The organism is Streptomyces sp. NPDC092369, assembly GCF_044755245.1.
Taxonomy (GTDB): Bacteria; Actinomycetota; Actinomycetes; order Streptomycetales; family Streptomycetaceae; genus Streptomyces.
Map to the genome: position 1 here is coordinate 427464 of NZ_JBIVQP010000004.1, position 19113 is coordinate 446576.

21 protein-coding genes are annotated in these 19113 nt (G+C 71.6%); 12 read left to right on the plus strand and 9 right to left on the minus strand.

From position 1 onward, the window contains the following. Nucleotides 1-40: 40 nt before the first annotated feature. Nucleotides 41-397, minus strand: a complete 357-nt coding sequence (locus ACIQI8_RS25735; protein ID WP_402354928.1) for a VOC family protein — start codon at nucleotides 395-397, stop codon at nucleotides 41-43. A 60-nt stretch (nucleotides 398-457) separates the two neighbouring features. Between ACIQI8_RS25735 and ACIQI8_RS25740 the strand changes: the two genes are divergently transcribed. Then, nucleotides 458-1330 (plus strand): universal stress protein, encoded by an 873-nt coding sequence (locus ACIQI8_RS25740; RefSeq protein ID WP_402354930.1) that lies wholly within the window; start codon nucleotides 458-460, stop codon nucleotides 1328-1330. 1 nt (nucleotide 1331) lies between these two features. On the opposite strand, the gene ACIQI8_RS25745 is transcribed toward ACIQI8_RS25740, so the two are convergent. The 3 genes from ACIQI8_RS25745 to ACIQI8_RS25755 all read right to left on the minus strand — a co-directional run bounded on the left by ACIQI8_RS25745 (nucleotide 1332) and on the right by ACIQI8_RS25755 (nucleotide 4155). After that, nucleotides 1332-2567, minus strand: a complete 1236-nt coding sequence (locus ACIQI8_RS25745) for a DUF4032 domain-containing protein (RefSeq protein WP_402354933.1) — start codon at nucleotides 2565-2567, stop codon at nucleotides 1332-1334. Between the two features lie 41 nt (nucleotides 2568-2608). Continuing rightward, entirely contained in the window at nucleotides 2609-3355 is a 747-nt protein-coding gene (locus ACIQI8_RS25750) for an MBL fold metallo-hydrolase (protein WP_402354935.1), read from the minus strand. 173 nt (nucleotides 3356-3528) lie between these two features. Next, the gene (locus ACIQI8_RS25755) at nucleotides 3529-4155 is read right to left on the minus strand and encodes an alpha-ketoglutarate-dependent dioxygenase AlkB (protein WP_402354937.1); all 627 of its coding nucleotides are present in this window, start codon (nucleotides 4153-4155) and stop codon (nucleotides 3529-3531) included. A gap of 149 nt (nucleotides 4156-4304) precedes the next feature. On the opposite strand from ACIQI8_RS25755, the gene ACIQI8_RS25760 reads away from it, so the two are divergent. Beyond that, complete coding sequence (locus ACIQI8_RS25760; protein ID WP_402354939.1) at nucleotides 4305-4931, plus strand: TetR/AcrR family transcriptional regulator; 627 nt, start codon at nucleotides 4305-4307, stop codon at nucleotides 4929-4931. 86 nt (nucleotides 4932-5017) lie between these two features. Beyond that, complete coding sequence (locus ACIQI8_RS25765) at nucleotides 5018-6691, plus strand: FAD-binding dehydrogenase (RefSeq protein ID WP_402354941.1); 1674 nt, start codon at nucleotides 5018-5020, stop codon at nucleotides 6689-6691. 36 nt (nucleotides 6692-6727) lie between these two features. Here ACIQI8_RS25765 and ACIQI8_RS25770 read toward each other — a convergent pair whose 3' ends face one another. Continuing rightward, the gene (locus ACIQI8_RS25770) at nucleotides 6728-7078 is read right to left on the minus strand and encodes a DUF488 domain-containing protein (protein ID WP_402354943.1); all 351 of its coding nucleotides are present in this window, start codon (nucleotides 7076-7078) and stop codon (nucleotides 6728-6730) included. 156 nt (nucleotides 7079-7234) lie between these two features. On the opposite strand from ACIQI8_RS25770, the gene ACIQI8_RS25775 reads away from it, so the two are divergent. The 4 genes from ACIQI8_RS25775 to ACIQI8_RS25790 are packed head-to-tail and all read left to right on the plus strand — an operon-like array spanning nucleotide 7235 to nucleotide 12018. Further along, nucleotides 7235-8656 (plus strand): M1 family metallopeptidase, encoded by a 1422-nt coding sequence (locus ACIQI8_RS25775; protein ID WP_402354945.1) that lies wholly within the window; start codon nucleotides 7235-7237, stop codon nucleotides 8654-8656. A gap of 41 nt (nucleotides 8657-8697) precedes the next feature. Beyond that, entirely contained in the window at nucleotides 8698-9465 is a 768-nt protein-coding gene (locus ACIQI8_RS25780; RefSeq protein WP_402354947.1) for a L,D-transpeptidase family protein, read from the plus strand. A 19-nt stretch (nucleotides 9466-9484) separates the two neighbouring features. Continuing rightward, nucleotides 9485-10183 carry a response regulator transcription factor gene (locus ACIQI8_RS25785; protein ID WP_402354949.1) on the plus strand — a complete coding sequence of 233 codons (699 nt, stop codon included), beginning with the start codon at nucleotides 9485-9487 and terminating at the stop codon, nucleotides 10181-10183. Beyond that, a complete protein-coding gene (locus ACIQI8_RS25790) occupies nucleotides 10180-12018 on the plus strand; it encodes a sensor histidine kinase (protein ID WP_402354951.1) in 1839 nt (612 codons plus the stop codon). Before ACIQI8_RS25785 ends, ACIQI8_RS25790 begins: the two co-directional genes overlap by 4 nt. Nucleotides 12019-12026: 8 nt before the next feature. Here the strand turns inward: ACIQI8_RS25790 and ACIQI8_RS25795 are convergent, their stop codons facing one another. Both ACIQI8_RS25795 and ACIQI8_RS25800 read right to left on the minus strand, forming a co-directional pair. Beyond that, nucleotides 12027-12296, minus strand: coding sequence for a WhiB family transcriptional regulator (locus tag ACIQI8_RS25795; protein WP_402354953.1), 270 nt, complete (start codon nucleotides 12294-12296; stop codon nucleotides 12027-12029). 107 nt (nucleotides 12297-12403) lie between these two features. After that, complete coding sequence (locus ACIQI8_RS25800) at nucleotides 12404-13624, minus strand: saccharopine dehydrogenase family protein (protein WP_402354956.1); 1221 nt, start codon at nucleotides 13622-13624, stop codon at nucleotides 12404-12406. Nucleotides 13625-13788: 164 nt separating this feature from the next. Between ACIQI8_RS25800 and ACIQI8_RS25805 the strand changes: the two genes are divergently transcribed. Both ACIQI8_RS25805 and ACIQI8_RS25810 read left to right on the plus strand, forming a co-directional pair. Further along, a complete protein-coding gene (locus ACIQI8_RS25805; RefSeq protein WP_402354958.1) occupies nucleotides 13789-14493 on the plus strand; it encodes a TetR/AcrR family transcriptional regulator in 705 nt (234 codons plus the stop codon). Nucleotides 14494-14607: 114 nt separating this feature from the next. Further along, a complete protein-coding gene (locus ACIQI8_RS25810; RefSeq protein WP_402354960.1) occupies nucleotides 14608-15924 on the plus strand; it encodes an MFS transporter in 1317 nt (438 codons plus the stop codon). Between the two features lie 17 nt (nucleotides 15925-15941). On the opposite strand, the gene ACIQI8_RS25815 is transcribed toward ACIQI8_RS25810, so the two are convergent. Both ACIQI8_RS25815 and ACIQI8_RS25820 read right to left on the minus strand, forming a co-directional pair. Continuing rightward, complete coding sequence (locus tag ACIQI8_RS25815; protein ID WP_402354962.1) at nucleotides 15942-16391, minus strand: cyclic nucleotide-binding domain-containing protein; 450 nt, start codon at nucleotides 16389-16391, stop codon at nucleotides 15942-15944. 273 nt (nucleotides 16392-16664) lie between these two features. Further along, a complete protein-coding gene (locus ACIQI8_RS25820; RefSeq protein WP_402354964.1) occupies nucleotides 16665-16895 on the minus strand; it encodes a hypothetical protein in 231 nt (76 codons plus the stop codon). A 343-nt stretch (nucleotides 16896-17238) separates the two neighbouring features. On the opposite strand from ACIQI8_RS25820, the gene ACIQI8_RS25825 reads away from it, so the two are divergent. The 3 genes from ACIQI8_RS25825 to ACIQI8_RS25835 all read left to right on the plus strand — a co-directional run bounded on the left by ACIQI8_RS25825 (nucleotide 17239) and on the right by ACIQI8_RS25835 (nucleotide 19107). Next, entirely contained in the window at nucleotides 17239-17628 is a 390-nt protein-coding gene (locus tag ACIQI8_RS25825) for an ATP-binding protein (protein WP_402356007.1), read from the plus strand. Between the two features lie 129 nt (nucleotides 17629-17757). Further along, nucleotides 17758-18624, plus strand: coding sequence for an ANTAR domain-containing protein (locus tag ACIQI8_RS25830; RefSeq protein WP_402354966.1), 867 nt, complete (start codon nucleotides 17758-17760; stop codon nucleotides 18622-18624). Between the two features lie 51 nt (nucleotides 18625-18675). Next, a complete protein-coding gene (locus tag ACIQI8_RS25835; protein ID WP_402354968.1) occupies nucleotides 18676-19107 on the plus strand; it encodes a hypothetical protein in 432 nt (143 codons plus the stop codon). Nucleotides 19108-19113: the final 6 nt, after the last annotated feature.

The following is a 19113-nucleotide window of genomic DNA, read 5'->3' on the forward strand; positions in this document are numbered from 1 at the left end:
CGTCCCGCTTCGCTCCGGTATACCGACAGGCGGGACGTACTCAGCCCTTCCGCGAGGAGAGCACGCAGAACTCGTTTCCCTCCGGATCCGCCAGCACCACCCACGACTCCTCGCCGCTCTGGCCCACGTCCGCGTGCCGTGCGCCGAGCGCCAGGAGACGGGCCACCTCAGCCTCCTGGTCGTCGGGGCGGAAGTCCAGGTGGAGCCGGTTCTTGATCGTCTTGCTTTCGGGCACGGTGCCGAAGAGCAGCCCGGGCAGCCGGTCCTTCTCGGGCCGGATCTCGTACTCGCCGGGCTCCTCGCCCACCACGACCCAGCCCAGCGCCTCGGCCCACCAGCGGCCCAGGGCCACGGGGTCGACCGAGTCCACGATCACTTGTTCCCATTCCAGAGCCATGTGGCCAGCGTAGTGAAGACTGGCTCCGACCGACTTGGCCACGACACAGGAGGCACCCCCATGACGCGCCCGATCACCGCAGGCGTCGACGGAACCGAGGAGAGCCTCGCGGCGCTGGCCTGGGCGGCCCGGGAGGCGGTCCGCCGGGGGCTGCCGCTGCGGGTGGTGCAGGCCTGGCGGTTCGAGCCGTACGAGGCAATCGACGCGGCCGACCGGGACACACAGGCCGGGTGGGTGCGGGACGGGCTGGCCGAGGCCACGCGGACCGTCACCTCGCGGCACACCGATCTTGAGGTGAGCACCGACGTCCTGGAGGGGGACCCCGTCGACACGCTGGTCGCCGCGGCGGCGGAGGCCGAGCTGCTCGTGCTGGGCTCACGCGGACACGGCCCTGTCGTCGGCTTCCTGCTCGGCTCGGTCGGCCAGCAGGTGATCGCCGAGACCACCCGGCCTGTCGTCCTGGTGCGGGCCGGGGACGAGGCGGCCGTCGAAGCCGCGGGGCGCGAGATCGTCGTCGGCCAGCAGGGCGACCCGGAGGACAGCGCCGCGACCCTGGAGTTCGCGTTCGAGACCGCTGCCGCGCGCGGGGCCGCGGTACGCGCCGTACGGGCCTGGACGCTGCCGCCGGTGTTCGCCTACAGCCCCGGCTCGATGAAGCTCCTCGACGAGGCCGGCGGCCTGGAGCCGTACGAGAAGAAGGCCCTGGCGGCGGCGCTGCAGCCCTGGCGGGAGCGGTTCCCGGACGTGCCCGTCGTCGAGCACATCGAGATGGGCAGCGCCGGGCAGGTGCTGCTGTCGGTGGCGGCGCGGGCCCAGCTGATGGTGGTGGGCCGCCGAGCCCGCCGTACGGCCGTCGGCGCGCGCATCGGCTCGGTCGCGCACGGCGTCCTGCACCACGCGGACTGCCCCGTGGCCGTCGTCCCGCACGTCTGAGTCACTCCGGGGTGACCGGCACCAGGGTCTCGCGGGCCTTGGGCAGCACGTTCTTGATGTAGTCCTCGACCGCCGTGTCCAGCCCTATGTCGTGCTGCGCCCGTTCGGACAGGTACCAGCGGTGTTCGAGCAGCTCGTGGTAGATCTCCGCCGCGTCCATGGAGCCGCGCAGCTCCGGCGGCACCTCCCGCACGGTGGGCCGGAACACGTCCCGGACCCACCGGTGGGCGAGGACCTCGGGGCGGGCGGCGAGGGGGTCGCCCGGGTCGAAGTCGTCCTGGGTGGCCATCCAGCTCTCCAGGTCGTTCAGCAGCCGGCGGGCCTGGTTCTCCTCGGTGTCCAGGCCGGTCAGCCGCAGCAGCTGCCGCTGGTGGTGGCCGGCGTCGACGACCTTGGGCACGAAGGTGACGGTGTCGCCGTTCGAGGAGTGCTGGATCTGCATCTCGGCCACGTCGAAACCCAGCTCGTTGAGCCGGCGTATCCGGCGCTCGATGAAGTGGTACTTGCCCGCCGGATAGACGGAGGTGCGGGTCAGCTCCTCCCACAGCCCCTGGTAGCGGGCGCAGATCTCCGTGCCGAACTCGATCGGGTCGACGGAGGGGTGCAGCGCCCCGGAGGCCTCCAGGTCGAGCAGCTCGCCGCTGATGTTCACGCGCGCGAGATCGAGGTCGTACTCCCGCTGCCCGGAGCTCAGTTGGGCGTGCAGGTCGCCGGTCTCGGCGTCCACGAGATAGGCGGCGTAGGCGCCCGCGTCGCGCCGGAAGAGCGTGTTGGACAGCGAGCAGTCGCCCCAGGCGAACCCGGCGAGGTGCAGGCGCACCAGCAGCACGGCGAGCGCGTCCATGAGGCGGTGCATGGTGGCCGGGCGCATGGTCGTCTCGAACATCGAGCGGTACGGCTGGGAGCCGCGCAGATGGCGGGTGACCAGCACCGACTCCAGCGGGGCGCCCTCGCCGTCGATGCGTCCGGTGACCACGGCCAGCGGGTCGACGGCGGGGATGGCGAGCCGGTCCAGGTCGCGCAGCAGCTCGTACTCGCGCAGGGCCGGCCGCTCGGCGAGTTCCTTGACGGCTACGACCTCGTCGCCCGCGCGCGCGTAGCGCACGACGTGGCGGGAGATGCCGCGGGGGAGCGGGACCAGGTACTCGTCGGGCCACTGCTCCAGGGGCAGGTGCCACGGCAGGGCCAGCAGGAGCGCGGGGTGCTCCGGGTTGGTCGCGCTGATCTGCAGTGCCATGGCGCGTGTGTCCTTGCCTCGCGGGTGATCGTCACCTCACCTTAGAGCGCGCGCTCCCTGGCCTGAAGTGCCGTTTCGCCCACCGGTCCGCGGTGCTCGGGACCGTGCCCGGGCAGCAGGAGGTCACCGTCGAGGCCGGCCAGGACGTCCAGCGAGGCGACGGCCCGGGCGCGCTCGTGGTGGAACATGTCGGGCAGCAGCTGCGGGCCCTGGACGCGCGAGGTGGGGTGGCCGGTGACCAGGGCGTCGCCGGAGATCACCACCCCGGCCTGCGGGAGGTGGAAGGCCGAGTGCCCGTCGGTGTGGCCGGGCGTGTACACCGGCACCGGTCGGCCCGGCAGGTCCAGGGGGCCCGCGGTGGGGAACGGCTCCGGTTCGGTCACGGGGACGTGGGCCGTGCCGCCGGACCGCATGGCGTGCAGCGCCCACGGTACGACTCCGGGCCGCCAGCTGTTCCTCAGCACCTGTCCGACGCCCACCTGGTGCAGGAACTCCCGCCGGGCGTGCGGGACTTCGGCCTCGTGCAGGTACACCGGGATGTCGTAGGCGGCGCGCAGGTACTCGGCGGACCCGATGTGGTCGTTGTGCGCGTGCGTGATCAGCACCGCCGTGACCGCTTCCGGCGCGGCGCCGACCGCCGTGAGGGAGGCGAGAAGCTGCTCGCGGTCCCCGGGATAGCCGGTGTCGACGAGGGTGACCTGGTCCCCCTCGGTGAGGATCACCCAGTTCGTGTTGGAGCCGTGCACGAGATGTACGCCCTCGGCCACTTGCCGCACGTCCGCCTGCATGATCGCTCCGCGTTCCGATAGCCGTTTCTGCCGGTCACCACCAGCAAAGCAGACCGGCGCGGTTGCGGAACCGTCGGGTCCACGCCATCCCGCGCGCGGGAGTGCGAGCTGCCTCCGGCACCGTCCGCCGGAGGCAGCCCCGGCCGTGCGTCCGAAGCGGCCGCCTCTCCGCCTCAGCGCACGCCGTGCGGGCGGAACTGCACGCTGATGCGCGGTCCCGCGGCCCGGGTGCTCTTCGGTACGCAGTGCTCCCACGTGCGCTGACAGGACCCGCCCATCACGATCAGGTCCCCGTGCCCCAGCGGCCGGCGCACCGACTGGCCGCCGCGCACCGGACGCAGCAACAGGTCGCGGGGCGCGCCCACGGAGAGGATCGCGACCATGGTGTCCTCGCGCGCACCCCGCCCGATCCGGTCCCCGTGCCAGGCCACGCTGTCCCGCCCGTCGCGGTAGTGGCACAGCCCGGCCGAGGTGAACGGCTCCCTCAACTCCTCGGCGTAGTGCGCGCTCAGCGCGTCGCGCGCCTCGTCGAGGACGGGGTGCGGGAGGGCGTCGTCGCGCCCGTAGAACGCCAGCAGCCTCGGTACGTCCACGACCTGGTCGTACATGGTGCGGCGCTCGGCGCGCCAGGGCACCTCGGCGGCCAGCCGCTCGAACAGTGTGTCCGAGCCGCTCAGCCAGCCGGGCAGCACGTCGATCCAGGCGCCGAGACCGAGCGGCGTCCGACGGATCCCGTCGAGGGAGCCGAGCCGCATCCGGTCCGTCTGGTCGAAGAGGGAGCCCTGGAGGTGCGTGGTCATGGATCCAGCGTACCTCTTAATCGAAAATCTGTTCCCATCTCTTTTCGTGTGTTCGCCCGCGCCTGTTCCCGATACGGGTCGTCTGCCGTCCAGGCCTTTCGATGCATTTGTGTATCGGATACATTCGCGTATCGAACGGAGGTCCGGACATGACAACGGAGGACACGGCCCCGCGCGTCACCAGACGCCGGATCCGTACGCGTGCCAATCTCCTCGACGCCGCGTTCGCCGTCTTCGCCGCCAAGGGTTTCGGACGCGTCTCCATCGAGGAGGTCTGCGAGGCCGCGGGCTACAGCAGAGGCGCCTTCTACTCGAACTTCGCCACCCTGGACGAGCTGTTCTTCGCCCTCTACCAGGAGCGCGCCGACCTCATCGCGGACCAGGTGGCCGGGGCGCTCGCCCTGGACGGGCCCGATCTCGACGTGCCGGCCGCCGTCGACCGGGTCACCGGGGTGCTGCTGCTCGACCGCGACTGGCTGCTGGTCAAGACGGACTTCCTGGTGCACGCCGCCCGCGACCCGGCCGTGGCCCGGACCCTGCTCGAACACCGTGCGCGACTGCGCGGGGCGATCCGCGACCGGCTCGCCCGCGCCCGCGGTCACGCCCGACTGCCCGCCGTGCTCGGTGACCTGGACGGTGCCGCGCACGCGGTGGTCGCCGCGTACGACGGGGTCACCACCCAACTGCTGCTGGACAAGGACATCGAGCGTGCGCGCGCGTGGCTCGGCCAACTGCTCACCGCGCTGCTGAGCGACAGCGGCGACACCACCGTATGACCCGGCTGTAGACATCACCGCCGCAGACATCAATGCCGTACAGATCACCCCCGGCCACAACACCGCAAGAAGAAGGGACGGTCGCCATGGATGCCGACGTCATCGTCGTCGGAGCGGGCCTCGCGGGCCTGGTCGCCGCGCACGAACTCACCAGCCGGGGACGGCGGGTGGCGCTGGTCGACCAGGAGAACGCCGCCAACCTCGGCGGCCAGGCCTTCTGGTCGTTCGGCGGACTCTTCCTCGTCGACTCCCCGCAGCAGCGCCGGCTCGGCATCAAGGACTCCTTCGAACTGGCCTGGAACGACTGGCAGGGCAGCGCCGGGTTCGACCGGCAGGACGACGAGGACTCCTGGGCGGTGCGCTGGGCCCGCGCGTACGTCGAGTTCGCGGCGGGAGAGAAGCGGACCTGGCTGGAGGGGCACGGCATCAAGCTGCTGCCGACCGTCGGCTGGGCCGAGCGCGGCGACCTGCGCGCCGACGGACACGGCAACTCCGTACCCCGCTTCCACATCGCCTGGGGCACCGGCACGGGCGTGGTGGAGCCGTTCGTCGAGTACGCCAAGCATGCCCAGCGCGACGGCCTGCTGACCTTCTACCACCGCCACCGGGTCGACGCCCTGGTCGTCGAGGAGGGCACCGCACGCGGCGTGCGCGGCACGGTCCTCGCCGACGACCCCTCACCGCGCGGTGTCCCCTCCAACCGTGACCGCGTCGGCGACTTCGAACTCACCGCCCAGGCCGTCGTCGTCACCTCCGGCGGCATCGGCGCCGACCACGACATCGTCCGCCGCTACTGGCCCGAGCGCCTGGGCACCCCGCCCGCCGAGATGGTCACCGGCGTGCCCGCCTACGTCGACGGCCGCATGCTCGACATCAGCGCCGAGGCGGGCGTACGCCTGGTCAACCGCGACCGCATGTGGCACTACACCGAGGGCATCCAGAACTGGGACCCGATCTGGCCGGGCCACGGCATCCGCATCCTGCCGGGTCCGTCGTCGATGTGGTTCGACGCCCTCGGACGCCGGCTGCCCGACCCCTGCCTGCCCGGCTACGACACCCTCAACACGCTCAAGTACCTGCGCGCCACCGAGGACATCGCGGGCTACGACCACTCCTGGTTCGTCCTCACCCAGAAGATCATCGAGAAGGAGTTCGCGCTCTCCGGCTCCGAGCAGAACCCCGACATCACCGCCAAGGACAAGGGCGCCGTCCTGCGCGACCGGCTCCTCGGCAAGGGCGCCCCCGGTCCCGTGGACGCGTTCCTGCGCAAGGGCGCCGACTTCGTGACCGCCCCGACCCTGGAGCAGTTGGTCGGGAAGATGAACGACCTCACCGACAAGCCGCTGCTCGACGCGGACCTGCTGCGCCGCCAGATCGAGGCCCGCGACCTGCAGCTGGCCAACCCGTACAGCAAGGACTCCCAGGTCCAGGGCATCCGCAACGCCCGTCGCTACATCGGCGACCGGCTAGGCCGCGTCGCCACCCCGCACCGCATCCTCGACCCCGCGGCCGGCCCGCTCATCGGCGTCAAGCTGCACGTCCTGACCCGCAAGACCCTCGGTGGCATCCAGACCGACCTCGACTCCCGCGCCCTGGGCGCCGACGGCACACCGATCGAGGGCCTGTACGCGGCCGGCGAGGTCGCCGGTTTCGGCGGTGGCGGCGTCCACGGCTACAACGCCCTTGAGGGCACATTCCTCGGCGGCTGCCTCTTCTCGGGGCGCGCGGCGGGGCGTGCCGCGGCACAGCAGACCGGCTGACCCGGGCGTCCGGCCCGTCCTCTCCGATCAGGCGGCTCAGTCCTGGAGGAGACGGGCCAGCACGGCCGCGTGGCTCTGCTCGGGTGCCTTCGCCGAGGTGAGCAGCGTGACGGGCCCCTTGGCCGCCGACTCCCGTACGCGGTCGAGGAGTTCGGCCGCATCGGGGGCCGCCAGTTCCGCCTCGTACCGGCGGGCGAACTCCTCGTAGGATCCCTCGCCCGCGTGGTACCAGCGGCGCAGTTCGGTGGACGGGGTGAGGACCTTGGGCCACTCGTCGACGGCCGCCGCCTCCTTGGAGAGGCCGCGCGGCCACAGCCGGTCGACCAGGACGCGGACGCCGTCCTGCGGCTCGGGCGATTCGTAGACGCGACGCACACGAACGGTCACGGCCGGGCCTCTCTCCGGGGACGGGATGCCGTCCACGGTAGTTCGGGGAGGCCGGGTGACGCTTCGTGACTTGACCTGAAGGAGGGGGAAACCGTACGTGGTGCCCCTCTAGCCTGGGGCCGTTTGATCATCAGCCACCCCCTTGAAGGAGCGCATGTGGAATCCCGCCGGCAAGGCACCAGACGTACCGCCGTCCTCCGCCGTGAGGCCGTCGTCGTGACCGTCCCCGTGGCGGTGGCGGCCCTGCTCGCCGCCGCCGGACCCGCGGCGGCCGGCACCACCGGGGGCTCCGGTGTCGGCGACCCGTACTTCCCGCTCGCCGGGAACGGCGGCTACCACGTCGAGCACTACGGACTGACTCTCGGTTACGACACCACGAGCCGGCACCTGACCGGCACCGCGGTCCTCACCGTCCGGGCCACCCAGAAGCTCACCCGCTTCGACCTCGACTTCACGGGACTGAAGATCACCGCCCTCAGCGTCGACCACGTCAAGGCCGACTTCCGGCGCAGCGGGCAGGAACTCGTCGTCACCCCGCGCCACGCCCTGCACAAGGGCCAGAAGTTCCGCGTCACCGTCGCCTACAAGGGCACCCCGAAGCCGGTCACCGACCCCGACGGCTCGCCCGACGGCTGGATCCCCACCAACGACGGCGCCTTCGTCGCGGGTGAACCCCAGGGTGCGATGACCTGGTTCCCGGCGAACAACCACCCCAAGGACAAGTCCTCGTACGACATCACGATCACGGTCCCCAAGGGGCGCACCGCGGTCTCCAACGGTGTGCTCCTCGGACAGGGCACCGCGCACGGGAAGACCACCTTCCGCTGGCGTCAGCGCGAGCCCATGGCCGCCTATCTCGCCACGGCCACGGTCGGGAAGTTCCAGGTCGAGCAGTACCGGACCCGGGACGGCATCCAGGTCTACAACGCGGTCGACGCGCGCGAGGCCGGCGCCGCGGCGCCCGTGCTCAAGAAGCTGCCGTCCGTGCTGGAGTGGGAGAGCAAGCTGTTCGGGCCCTACCCGTACCGCGCGGCCGGATCGATCGTCGACCACGCGCCCGACGTCGGGTACGCCCTGGAGACGCAGACGCGTCCCGTGTACGACTCGGCGCCCGACCTGAGCACCCTCGTCCACGAGAACGCCCACCAGTGGTTCGGCGACTCCGTCTCGCTGACCTCCTGGAAGGACATCTGGCTCAACGAGGGCTTCGCGACCTACGCGGAGTGGCTCTACAGCGAACAGCACGGCGGCGACAGCGCCCAGAAGTCCTTCGACAAGCTCTACGCCCGCCCGGCGAGCGACGGTCTGTGGGAGTTCCCGCCCGGCGACCCGGGCAGCGGTGCCAACATCTTCGGCACTCCCGTCTACGCCCGCGGGGCGATGACCCTGCACGAACTGCGCACGGCCGTCGGTGACCCCGCGTTCTTCCGGATCCTGCGGACCTGGGCGGCCGAGCACCACGACGGGAACGGTACGACCGCGCAGTTCGTTCGACTCGCGGAGAGGGTGTCCGGAAAGGACCTGAACGGGCTGTTCCACACCTGGCTCTACACGGCGGGCAAGCCGAACACACCCTAGAACCTGACGAGTTCCTGATAACTCTGGGTCAAGGTCGAGTCATGATCACGCGCAGACCTCACGTCGCCCTGCTGGCCGCGTCCCTGCTCCTGACGGGATGCGGCAGCGGTGCCGTGGCGTCGCCGGGCGGGCCGGCCGGCGCCACGGCGGAGGGTGGAGCGCCCGCCTCCACGACGACGACCCCCTCCTCGCCCTCGCCGGCCATGTCCGCCGAGGCCGCCCGGCTGGAACTGCCGGGCCTCGGGCCCAAGACGCTGGCCCAGGTCCCCTCCGACGCACGGCAGGCCGTCGTGGTCACCGGCCGGGGCAAGAACTCGCCGCGGTCCGAGGTCGTCCTGTACGAGCGCACGGCCACCGGCTGGCAGCCGGGCGAGAGCTGGCCCGCGCACAACGCGCTCAAGGGCTGGAGCGACCACCACATGGGCGGCGACCTGCGCTCGCCGATCGGTGTGTTCGGACTCACGGACGCCGGCGGCCTGCTGCGCGACCCCGGCACCAAGCTGACGTACGACCAGGGCTACGGCTTCCAGTCGCCCGGCACGGGCTTCGAGGGCGAGCCGCTGCAGGGCTCCTTCGACTACGTCATCGCCATCAACTACAACCGGCAGCCCGGTACTTCGCCCCTGGACTGGACCCGTCCCCTCGGGGCGAACCGGGGCGGCGGGATATGGCTCCACGTCGATCACGGGGGGCCGACCCACGGGTGCGTGAGCATCGCCGAGAAGCACATGGAGCAGCTGCTCCGCACGCTCGACCCGCGCCTGCATCCCGTCGTCGTCATGGGGGACGCCGCGTCCCTCGCCCGCTGAAGCGCTTAGGATCCGCCGGGTGTGCGCACATGTGCTGGTCGCGGAGGACGACGAGATGCAGGCCGAGCTGATTCGCCGCTCCCTGCTGGCGGAGGGCCACACCGCCACCGTCGTGCACGACGGCGCGGCGGCGCTGGACGCCGCCCGCAGGCTCAAGCCCGATCTGGTCGTCCTGGACCTGATGCTCCCGGTGATCGACGGCTTCGGCGTGTGCCGGGTGCTGCGGGGCGGCGACGCCGAGATACCGGTCCTGATGCTCACGGCGCGCTCGGAGGAGGACGACGTCCTGCTCGGCCTGGAGCTGGGCGCCGACGACTACATGACCAAGCCGTACAGCCCGCGCGAGCTGATGGCCCGGATCCGTACGGTGCTGCGGCGCAGCGGGCGCGCAGACGGCGTACGGGAGGAGCCCGTCGTACGCGCCGCCGGGCTGTCCGTGGATCCGGTGCGGCACGAGGTGCGCTGTGACGGGGTGCCGGTGGAGTGCACGCCGGCCGAGTTCCAGGTGCTGCTGGCCATGGCGGGGGAGCCGGACCGGGTCTTCTCCCGGCGGCAGCTGCTCCAGGTCACCCGCGGGCTCGACCGGGCGTCCACGGAACGGGCCGTCGACGTCCACATCATGAACCTGCGCAAGAAGATCGAGGCCGATCCGCGACGGCCCGTACGGCTGCTGACGGTGTTCGGGGTGGGCTACAAGCTCAGTGGCGGCCGGGCGTGAAGCGCCGGATACCGCTGCGCAAGCGGCTGCTGGTACGACTGTTGCTCACCTCGGCACTGATCGCCGTGTGCTCGGTGGCCGCGACCGCCTGGCTCGCGGTGACGACCACCACCAGCGCGCTCAAGGAGGAGCAGGGCCAGGACCTCGCCGCCGACACCAAGATCCTCGCGCAGCTCAGCGGCTATGCCGCGACCCACCGCGACTGGTCCGCGGTCCAGAAGACCGTCAGCGCCCTGGCCGCCAGGACCGGCCGGCGCATCGCGGTGACCACCGCGGACCGCACGCTCGTCGCCGACTCCGCTCCCCGCCGCACCTCCCTGCCGCCCCGGCCCGCCGCCACCATCGACCCCCTGCACACCGACACCTACAGCGAGTCCGGGGCCCAGCTCAGCGGGATCGATCCGCGCGCGGTGGGCCCATACCGGCTGACGGCGGGCGAGCGCAAGCAGGTGGACCTGGTGATGCAGAAACTGCGGGGCTGCTACGAGCGGTTCGGCCTCGGCCAGGTGAAGATCGTGCGGGCCCCGAGCGGACGTTCCGTCCTAGTCAACGAGGACGGATCGAGTGCCGAGGACCCCTATCGGACGGACTGCGGCTACGGGTACGACGCGCCGACCAGGACGGAGAGCAGGGCCCTGTCCGCGCTCCAGAAGAAGGCCTGGTCCTGTGTGAAGGACAAGGGGGTCGCCGGCGTCGAACCGCTGTTTCTCGCCCTGGATCCCACCCGCGACACCGTCCCGGGTCACTTCGTCACTTCCAAGTACTCCCGGCCCGCCGGCGCCGGCGCGGAGACCGACCGGATCGTGCAGAACTGCATCGACAGCGCGCGGCGCGCCCAGCTGGACCCCTATGTCGCCCCCGTGGCCGACCTGTTTCTCGGCATCGGGGACCAGACCGTGCCCCGCTTCGACATGTCCCCGGCCAACAAGGCGAAGATCGTCGGCGTGGCCGGCCTCGTCCTCGCCGTCACCGTCGCCATGACGGCGCTGGTCGCCACCCGGCTGGTCCGCCCCCTCCGCGCGCTCACGTCAGCGGCCCAGCAGCCACCGGAACAGCATGTCCGCGTCCCCGTGACCACCCGGGACGAGACCGGCATCCTGGCCGAGGCGTTCAACGACCTGACCGAACGCCGCGAGCGCATCGAGGTGCAGCGCAAGGCGATGGTCAGCGACATCGCCCACGAGCTGCGCAGCCCGCTCACCAACATCCGCGGCTGGCTGGAGGTGACCCGCGACGGCGTCGTCGCCCCGGACCCCGCCCTGCTCTCCTCCCTGCACGACGAGGCGATGGTCCTGCAGCGGATCATCGACGACCTCCAGGACCTGGCGGCCGCCGACGCCGGCACGCTGCGGCTGCACCGCGAACCGGTCCGCGCGGACGAACTGCTCGACCAGGTCGCCGCCGCGCACCGCGTCGGAGCCGACGCGGCCAAGGTCACCCTGCGCACCGAGACCGACGGGGAGCCCTGGCTCGACGCCGACCCGGTGCGGATGCGCCAGGCACTCGGCAACCTGGTCTCCAACGCCGTACGGCACACCCCGCCGGACGGCACCGTCACGCTGGCCGCCCGACGCGCGGGCGACCAGGTCGTGTTCACCGTCCGGGACACCGGCTCGGGCATCGCGCCGGACGATCTCCCGCACGTCTTCGACCGGTTCTGGCGTGCCGAGAAGTCCCGCAGCCGCCGTACCGGCGGCAGCGGTCTGGGCCTCGCCATCGTCCGTGACCTGGTCGCCGCGCACGACGGTACGGTCGAGGCGGCGAGCGAACCCGGCGCGGGCGCGGAGTTCACCCTGCGGGTGCCGGTGGCTTCCGCGCCCTCGCCGGAGAACTGAGCCGCGGGCTACCCGCGCTTCAGCCGCGCCTCTTCACGCCGTCGGCGCAGTTGCAGTGCTCGCCGTTCCGTCTCGTCGGTGCCGCCCCAGATGCCGAGGCACTCCTTGGTTTCCAGAGCCCAGCGCAGGCACTGCTCCCGCACCGGACAACGTCCGCAGACCTCCTTCGCCTGTTCCGTCTGCAACAGAGCCGGGCCGGAGGTGCCGATCGGGAAGAAGAGGTCGGGATCCTCGTATCGGCATGCGGCCTGGTCTCGCCAGTCGTCCGTCAAGTCCATCAAAGTCACCTGCGATCGAAGTCGTCCGTGCCCTCGCGGATGGCTTACTCGCTTCCGGGTGACCTGTCGATGCGCAAGTGAAACCAATGACTTCGGGGTGACGCGGATCACTGCTCGCGGATACCCCACGGGGAGCCGTACGCGGTCAGCAGATCCAGGTACGGGCGAGCCGGGAACGCCTCCGGTCCGAGCACGCCGGCTCCGGACCAGGCGCCGGTGGCGAGGAGTTCGAGCGCGACCACCGGATTGACGGCGGTCTGCCACACCACGGCCTGGCTGCCGTACTCCGCCATGGACCACTCGTTGTCGACCACGTGGTACAGGTACACCTCCCGCGGCTCGCCGTTCTTCGTGCCGCGCACCCAGGTGCCCGCGCACGTCTTGCCGCGCATACGGTCGCCCAGCGTCGCGGGATCGGGCAGGCAGGCGGCGACGACGTCCCGGGGCGACACGGCGACCGGCCCGGCGGCACTGGGCACGGTGACCGGGTCGGTGCGGTCAAGGCCCAGCAGGTGCAGCGTCTTGAGCGTCTCGATGAACTCCCGGCCCAGGCCGTACTTGAACGTGACGCGGCGCGCGTCGACCCAGCGGGGCACGAGCAGCACCTCTTCGTGCTCCACGTTCACGCACTCGACGGGTCCGATGCCCTCGGGGAAGTCGAAGACCTCGGGCTCGCTGAACGGCTCCGTGGTGAACCAGCCCCGGTCGGACTCGTAGACCACGGGCGGGTTGAGGCACTCCTCGATCGTCGTCCAGATGCTGAAGGACGGGGCGAAGTCGTAGCCGTCGACGGTGAGGTTCGCGCCGTCGCGGACGCCGATCTCCTCGATCCCGTCGAAGAGTTCGTCGGCTGCGTAGCGGGCGAAGACGTCCGACAGGCCCGGCTCCACCCCCATGCCGACCAGCGCCAGGGCACCCGCCTTCTCCCACTCCTCGGCCTGCGCGAACTGGGCGTCGCCGAGCTTCTCCCCACACTCCTCGTAGGGGTGCTCGGGGTGCGGGTGGGACAGGGACATCGCCATGTCGAGGTAGGTGGCGTCGGCCGCGCGGGCGGCCCGGAACAGGGGCAGTACGAAGCGCGGGTCGGTCGCGTTGAGGAGCACGTCGCACGCGTGCCGGCGCAGCAGCTCCGTGACCGCGGCCTCGTCGCCGGCGTCGACGCGCTCGGCTAGGAACCGCGTCTCGTCCTCGCCGAGGGCCGCGACAGCCGCCTCCGCCCGGCCCAGGTCGTAGTCGGCGACCACCATCGCCTCGAAGAACGGACGCCGGGTCGCGATCCGGGTGACGGCGGTGCCGACGCCTCCGGCGCCGACGAGCAGTACACGCATGACGAACACTCCCTCTTCGGGTCGAGCTTTCGGGTCGAGGAACGCGGATGTGCGAGGTCCTGGGCGGAACTGCGCGGGCCCTTGGCTGGGGATACAACGCCGTGCCGTCCCGTAAGGTCAATGCCGTTGGCATAAGGATGGAGATTCCTGGCGGAGGTCGTGCGGTGCCCAAGCCCGTGGTTTCAGAGGAGCGGCGGCGCAGACGCCGGCCCACCAGGAGCGGCACCGTGCTGTCGGAGGCGCTGATCGTGGAGACGGCGCTGCGGATGCTGCGCGAACACGGCAGCGCGGGTCTGACCGCCCGCCGTCTCGGCCTCGCCCTCGACGCCGACCCGAGCACGCTCTACCGGTACTTCCGGGGCATGGACGACCTGACCCTGGCCATCGGCGACGCGCTGATCGGGCAGGCGCTCGACGGCTGGCGCCCGACGGGGGAGTGGCGGGCGGACCTGCGCACCGTGGGCCTGCGCATCCACGCCGCCTACGTGGCCCATCCCCAGGCGGCCCTGCTCACCACGAACCGCGTCACCGGCCGGGCCAACGAACTCGCCGCCGACGAGGCGGTCCTGGACGTCCTGCGCACCGCGGGCTTCCCGCTCCTCGACACCGTGCGCATCTACCACGCCTTCATCGACCAGACCCTGGCCTTCGCCGCCCTCGACGCGGCCTCCCTCACCCTGCCCAGCGCCGCCCTCCACGCCGACGAGGACATGTGGCGCTCCACCTACGCCCACCTGCCCCGCACCACCCACCCCCGCATCGCCGAGGCAGCACCCCTGCTGGCCGGGCGGATGGTGACCAGCGCGTATCCGACAGCACTGGAGATGCTGCTGGACAGTGCGGCGGTGCGGCTGGCGTCGCTGCGCTGACGCCCGGCTCCGGATCCCGAATTCCGCGATGCGGGACCGCCCGTTCCGGACCTCGTCCCGGGCTGCGATAGTGATCCCCGGCCCCGAAAGATGTATCGAGCAACCAGGAACTCCGTGGACACCAGCGAGAGCAGCACCGAGCCGCAGCCATCCGCTCAGCCGCAGCCATCCGTGCCAGTCGAGGCGAGCCCGCCGCGGCGGGGCTGGCGGCGCTGGGCGATGGACACCAGGCCGCTGCGCATTCCGGCCTACCGTCGGCTGTGGTCCTCGACGATCGTCACGGCGGTCGGCAGCCAGCTCACCGCCGTGGCGGTGCCCAAGCAGGTCTACGACATCACCGGCTCCTCGGCGTGGGTCGGCGCCGCGAGCATGGCCGGGCTGCTGCCGCTGATCGTGTTCGCGCTGTGGGGCGGCGCGGTGGCCGACACCATGGATCGCCGCAAGCTGCTCCTGATCACCAACATCGGCATCGCCGTGACCTCGCTGCTGTTCTGGGTCCAGGCCGTCGTCGGGCTCGACTCCGTGGTCGTCCTGATGCTTCTGCTCGCCCTGCAGCAGGCGTTCTGGGGCCTGAACGCCCCGGCACGCAACGCGTCCATCGCCCGGCTCGTCCCCGAGGAACAGCTCCCCGCCGCCAACGCCCTGGGCTCGACCGTCATGCAGACCGGCCAGGTGGTCGGCCCGTTGCTCGCAGGCGTCCTGATCCCCGTCATCGGTCTGGCCGAGCTGTATCTGATCGACGCGCTCGCGCTGTGCGTGACGGTGTGGGCGGTCTACCAACTGCCCAAGCTGCCGCCGCTGGTGGGCGCGCAGACGCGGCGGGCCGGAGTGCGCGAGATCGTGGCGGGCTTCCGCTACCTGTCCCTGCACAAGGTGCTGCTGCTGTCCTTCCTGGCCGACATCATCGCCATGGTCTTCGGCATGCCCCGCGCCCTGTTCCCCCAACTCGCCGCCCAGACCTACGGCTCCTACGGCGAAGGGTTCGCACTCGGTCTGCTGTTCGCGGCGATCCCCATCGGCGCGGTGCTCGGCGGTCTGTTCTCGGGCACGTTCTCGCGGGTCCGCCGGCACGGCTGGATGGTGATCGGCGCGGTCGTCGCGTGGGGTGCCGCGATCGCCGGCTTCGGGCTCAGCGCCAACCTGTGGGTCGCGGCCGCCTTCCTGGCCGTGGCCGGGCTGGCCGACATGGTCTCGATGGTCTTCCGCGGGGCGATCCTGCTGTCGGCGGCCACCGACGAGATGCGCGGCCGGATGCAGGGCGTCTTCACGGTCGTCGTCGCGGGCGGCCCCCGCCTCGCCGACGTCCTGCACGGCACCGCGGGCTCGGCCTTCGGCCCCCGCACGGCGGTCGTGGGCGGCGGCGTCCTGGTCGTCGTGGTCATGCTGGGCCTGGCCGCGGCGGTGCCCGCCCTGCGCCGCTACCGGATCTGAGCGAGGTGGCGAGGTCCCTACAGGGCTCGCCGATGCCTCGCGTACTCCATCAGCTTCCCCCGCGTCGTCTCCAGCCGGTGCGCGAGGATCTCGGCGACCCCGCGCACCAGCACCATGCCGAGCTCGGGATCCTCGGCGCACAGCCGCAGCACCGCGTCCGCGTCGAACTCGTGGGCGCGTACGGGACTGAACGCCGCCGCGCCGAAGTCCCACTCGTGGGGTGGGAAGAGCCAGGACCAGCCGAGCAGATCGCCGGCGCCGAGGCTGGCCACGGTGACCCGTTGCAGCGAGTTGACCCGCTGGTCGAGCGAGACCGCGCCGGAGCGGATCACCCAGAAGCGGTCGGCCCGGCCGCCCGCCTCGAAGATGCGCCGGTCCTCCGGGAAGGAGACCTCCCGCGCGAGCGTCATGAGGCGATGGCGCTGGGGCGGGGGAAGGGCGGTCAGCAGTTTCGTCGCTTTGGTCATGACGCGGGGCTCCTCGCCGGGCATCGGTTCCGGTGCGTTCCCTCATCCCATTTGAGCCGCTGCGGCCGTCCAGGGCACCTCGGCGGACGGGAGTTCCGTCGACGAGTCCGCGCGAGGGCATGAAAAAGCCCTGGCTGGACGGGGGAGGCCAGCCAGGGCCGTCAAGCCGTGGTGTCGGAGGACGGTACGGTCCAACCCCGTCACCACGTATGTATGAACGGTAAACCATATGCGAGGCTTTCGCGTAGCGAAAACCCGGTCACGTGACCGGTTTCACTCTGCCACACCGACCTCGGCTTGTCGCCCCGGAGTCACCACCTCGTCCAGCACGCGCAGCACCGCCTCGAAAGCCACCGTCCGTACGGCCGCCTCGCGCGCCGCGTCCGGATCGGTCGCCCGCAGCTCCTCGCTCCGCGCCCACCACGTCGACCGCTCCTGTTCCGCACAGGCCCGAGCCCGCTGCAGTCGTCGCAACAGCTCGCCCGAATCCACGACATCAGTCATGGGGTGCGCTTACCCCGCTTTCGTGACGCCATGACGGGAACTCGCGCATTCCGCAGAGAGGTTTGTCGCCCCCCTTACAGGTCAGCCGCATAGATGAGTGCCTGCGGTGCCCGAGCGGCGAGCACCACGGGCGCGGCAGGTCCGGCCTCGTTGCCGATGGACCGAGAGGCCGGTTCTTCACCGATCAGGGAGCCAGGCGATGTGCGAGGAGCACAGCATCGAATTCCCCCCGTTCGCCGATGAGCGGCGGCAGTTGGAGCCGTGGCAGAGTTCCGCGGCAAGTCGGCGTGCGGCCGCCGTGCCCGCGGGCCGAGTCGTCGACCCGGAGCCGGCTGTGTCGTGGATGCCGGTCGACCCGGTGGTCCGGCCCGCCCAGGCCCGCAGGGCGGTCGAGCGGGCGGTCGCGGCGCGGTGCCGGGCGACCCGGACGCGCTGCGACAAGGACGCCCTGGGCGACGCCCTGCTCGTGGTCTCGGAGTTGACGACCAACGCGATCCGGCACGGCGGCGGGGTCACGGGATTCCGCGTCGACATCGTCGAACCGGGCGTACGCGTCTCGGTGTGCGACCGCAGTGACCAACTGCCCGTCGCCTGCGACCCGTTCGACCCGGCCGGACGCCGGCGGGTCGGCGGCCGCGGCTGGCCGATCGTCTGCCGGCTCGCCCGCGACGTGCGAGTCTCCGAACTGCCCGCGGGCGGCAAGTGCATCAGCGCGGTGGTGGCTCTCACCTGAGCGAGTCCGCCCGCCCTGTGTACGCCCGTTCGAATGGGGAAGACGCTGGCAAGCGGCAGGTGCCCGTATGCGGTCCGAACACGCACACGGGCACCTGTGTTGTCGGGGCGACGGGAGGCGAGGGAGTTCATGGCGGAGGCGGCGCGCCGGGGGGCGGACGAGGAGCGGGACCGTGCGGAGTTGGAACGGCTGCGGGCGGAGACGCGTGACCTGAGGGCCCGGGCCCGCGCGCACCCGTTGATATCCCAGGCACAGGGCGTCCTGCGGGAGCGCTACCGACTGCCCGACGGCGACAGCGCGTTCGGGCTCCTGCAGCGGTCCTCCCAGCGGTTCAACGTCAAACTGCGGTCGCTGGCCGACGCCGTGCTCACCACCCCGCGGCCGGAGGAACCGGACGCCCTGTGGTTCCCGCGGCGGGTCCGGTCACCGGAGCCCGCCCTGGACTTCCCCGCGCCCCACCGTCCGGAGCGCGGCAACCGCGGAGCCGTCCTGAGCGCCGTGCTGAGCCAGACGCTCGCCGTGGTCGACACCTCCATGGGCAACGTCCAGGTCACCGACCGGGTCAGGGGCGGACTGCGGCTGGAAAAGCACACCGGACTCAGCGACGACTTCGTCGACTTCTTCGCGTACGTCGGCGACGAGGGCACGGCCTGTGCGGCCGCCGCCCGCGACCTCGCCCAGGTCACCGTCCATGACGTGTCGACGGACCCCGTGTTCACCGAGGCCGCCCGGGAGCAGATCCTCGCGGCCGGCAGTCTGGGCTGCCACAGCGTGCCGCTGACGACCGTCTCCGGCCTGTGCCTGGGCATGGTCTCCGCCCATACCGATCACACCCTGCGTCGGCTCAGCGACACTCAACTCCGGACGCTGGACATGATGGGCGCCCAGGCCGGGCGCTGGCTGTCCTGGCACGACCGCACGGTGGTCATGGACGCCCTGGAGTATCTGCACGCCCTCGGCCGCCGGGGGCGCGGCGCCCGGATCCGGCGGTCGTAAAACGGGCAGGACGCTACGCATGACACCCGGGGGACCGGGCACCCGTGCGGCATGAGCGAATCCGAGTTTCCGCCGGAAGACCGGGCCGTCGACATGTACCTCGGCATTCTGCGCACCCGGATGGACACGGATGACTACCGGCAGCTGCTGGATGTGGTCGAACCGGTCCTGAGGGCGCTCGACGAGCAGCGCCTGCCCGCCCTCGACTTCGCGATCGGCGAGGACGGCGGACAGGGCATGTCCCAGGAGATCCGCGACGAGGCGGCCCTGGTCGTCGCCGCCGCGGTCACCGGCAGGCTGGACAACGAGGTCGTCGAACTCGACCTCGACGGGACCGGCCCGATCCGGGTGGTCACCGACGCGGGCACGGCCGCCGATCCGATACGGCTGGGCGAGATCGCCGACTACATCCGGGACCGGCACCGCGAGAACGAGGAACTGCGGGGCATCGCCGAGGTGAGCGGCATGTCCACCGATTTCTGAGCTCCC

Coding starts and splice junctions, on each gene's coding strand:
- ACIQI8_RS25830 (WP_402354966.1), top strand. CDS start 17,758: ATGGCGGAGGCGGCGCGCCGGGGGGCGGACGAGGAGCGGGACCGTGCG.
- ACIQI8_RS25745 (WP_402354933.1), bottom strand. CDS start 2,567: ATGGCACTGCAGATCAGCGCGACCAACCCGGAGCACCCCGCGCTCCTG.
- ACIQI8_RS25820 (WP_402354964.1), bottom strand. CDS start 16,895: ATGACTGATGTCGTGGATTCGGGCGAGCTGTTGCGACGACTGCAGCGG.
- ACIQI8_RS25735 (WP_402354928.1), bottom strand. CDS start 397: ATGGCTCTGGAATGGGAACAAGTGATCGTGGACTCGGTCGACCCCGTG.
- ACIQI8_RS25800 (WP_402354956.1), bottom strand. CDS start 13,624: ATGCGTGTACTGCTCGTCGGCGCCGGAGGCGTCGGCACCGCCGTCACC.
- ACIQI8_RS25760 (WP_402354939.1), top strand. CDS start 4,305: ATGACAACGGAGGACACGGCCCCGCGCGTCACCAGACGCCGGATCCGT.
- ACIQI8_RS25795 (WP_402354953.1), bottom strand. CDS start 12,296: ATGGACTTGACGGACGACTGGCGAGACCAGGCCGCATGCCGATACGAG.
- ACIQI8_RS25815 (WP_402354962.1), bottom strand. CDS start 16,391: ATGACCAAAGCGACGAAACTGCTGACCGCCCTTCCCCCGCCCCAGCGC.
- ACIQI8_RS25740 (WP_402354930.1), top strand. CDS start 458: ATGACGCGCCCGATCACCGCAGGCGTCGACGGAACCGAGGAGAGCCTC.
- ACIQI8_RS25765 (WP_402354941.1), top strand. CDS start 5,018: ATGGATGCCGACGTCATCGTCGTCGGAGCGGGCCTCGCGGGCCTGGTC.
- ACIQI8_RS25825 (WP_402356007.1), top strand. CDS start 17,239: ATGCCGGTCGACCCGGTGGTCCGGCCCGCCCAGGCCCGCAGGGCGGTC.
- ACIQI8_RS25835 (WP_402354968.1), top strand. CDS start 18,676: ATGAGCGAATCCGAGTTTCCGCCGGAAGACCGGGCCGTCGACATGTAC.
- ACIQI8_RS25750 (WP_402354935.1), bottom strand. CDS start 3,355: ATGCAGGCGGACGTGCGGCAAGTGGCCGAGGGCGTACATCTCGTGCAC.
- ACIQI8_RS25780 (WP_402354947.1), top strand. CDS start 8,698: ATGATCACGCGCAGACCTCACGTCGCCCTGCTGGCCGCGTCCCTGCTC.
- ACIQI8_RS25755 (WP_402354937.1), bottom strand. CDS start 4,155: ATGACCACGCACCTCCAGGGCTCCCTCTTCGACCAGACGGACCGGATG.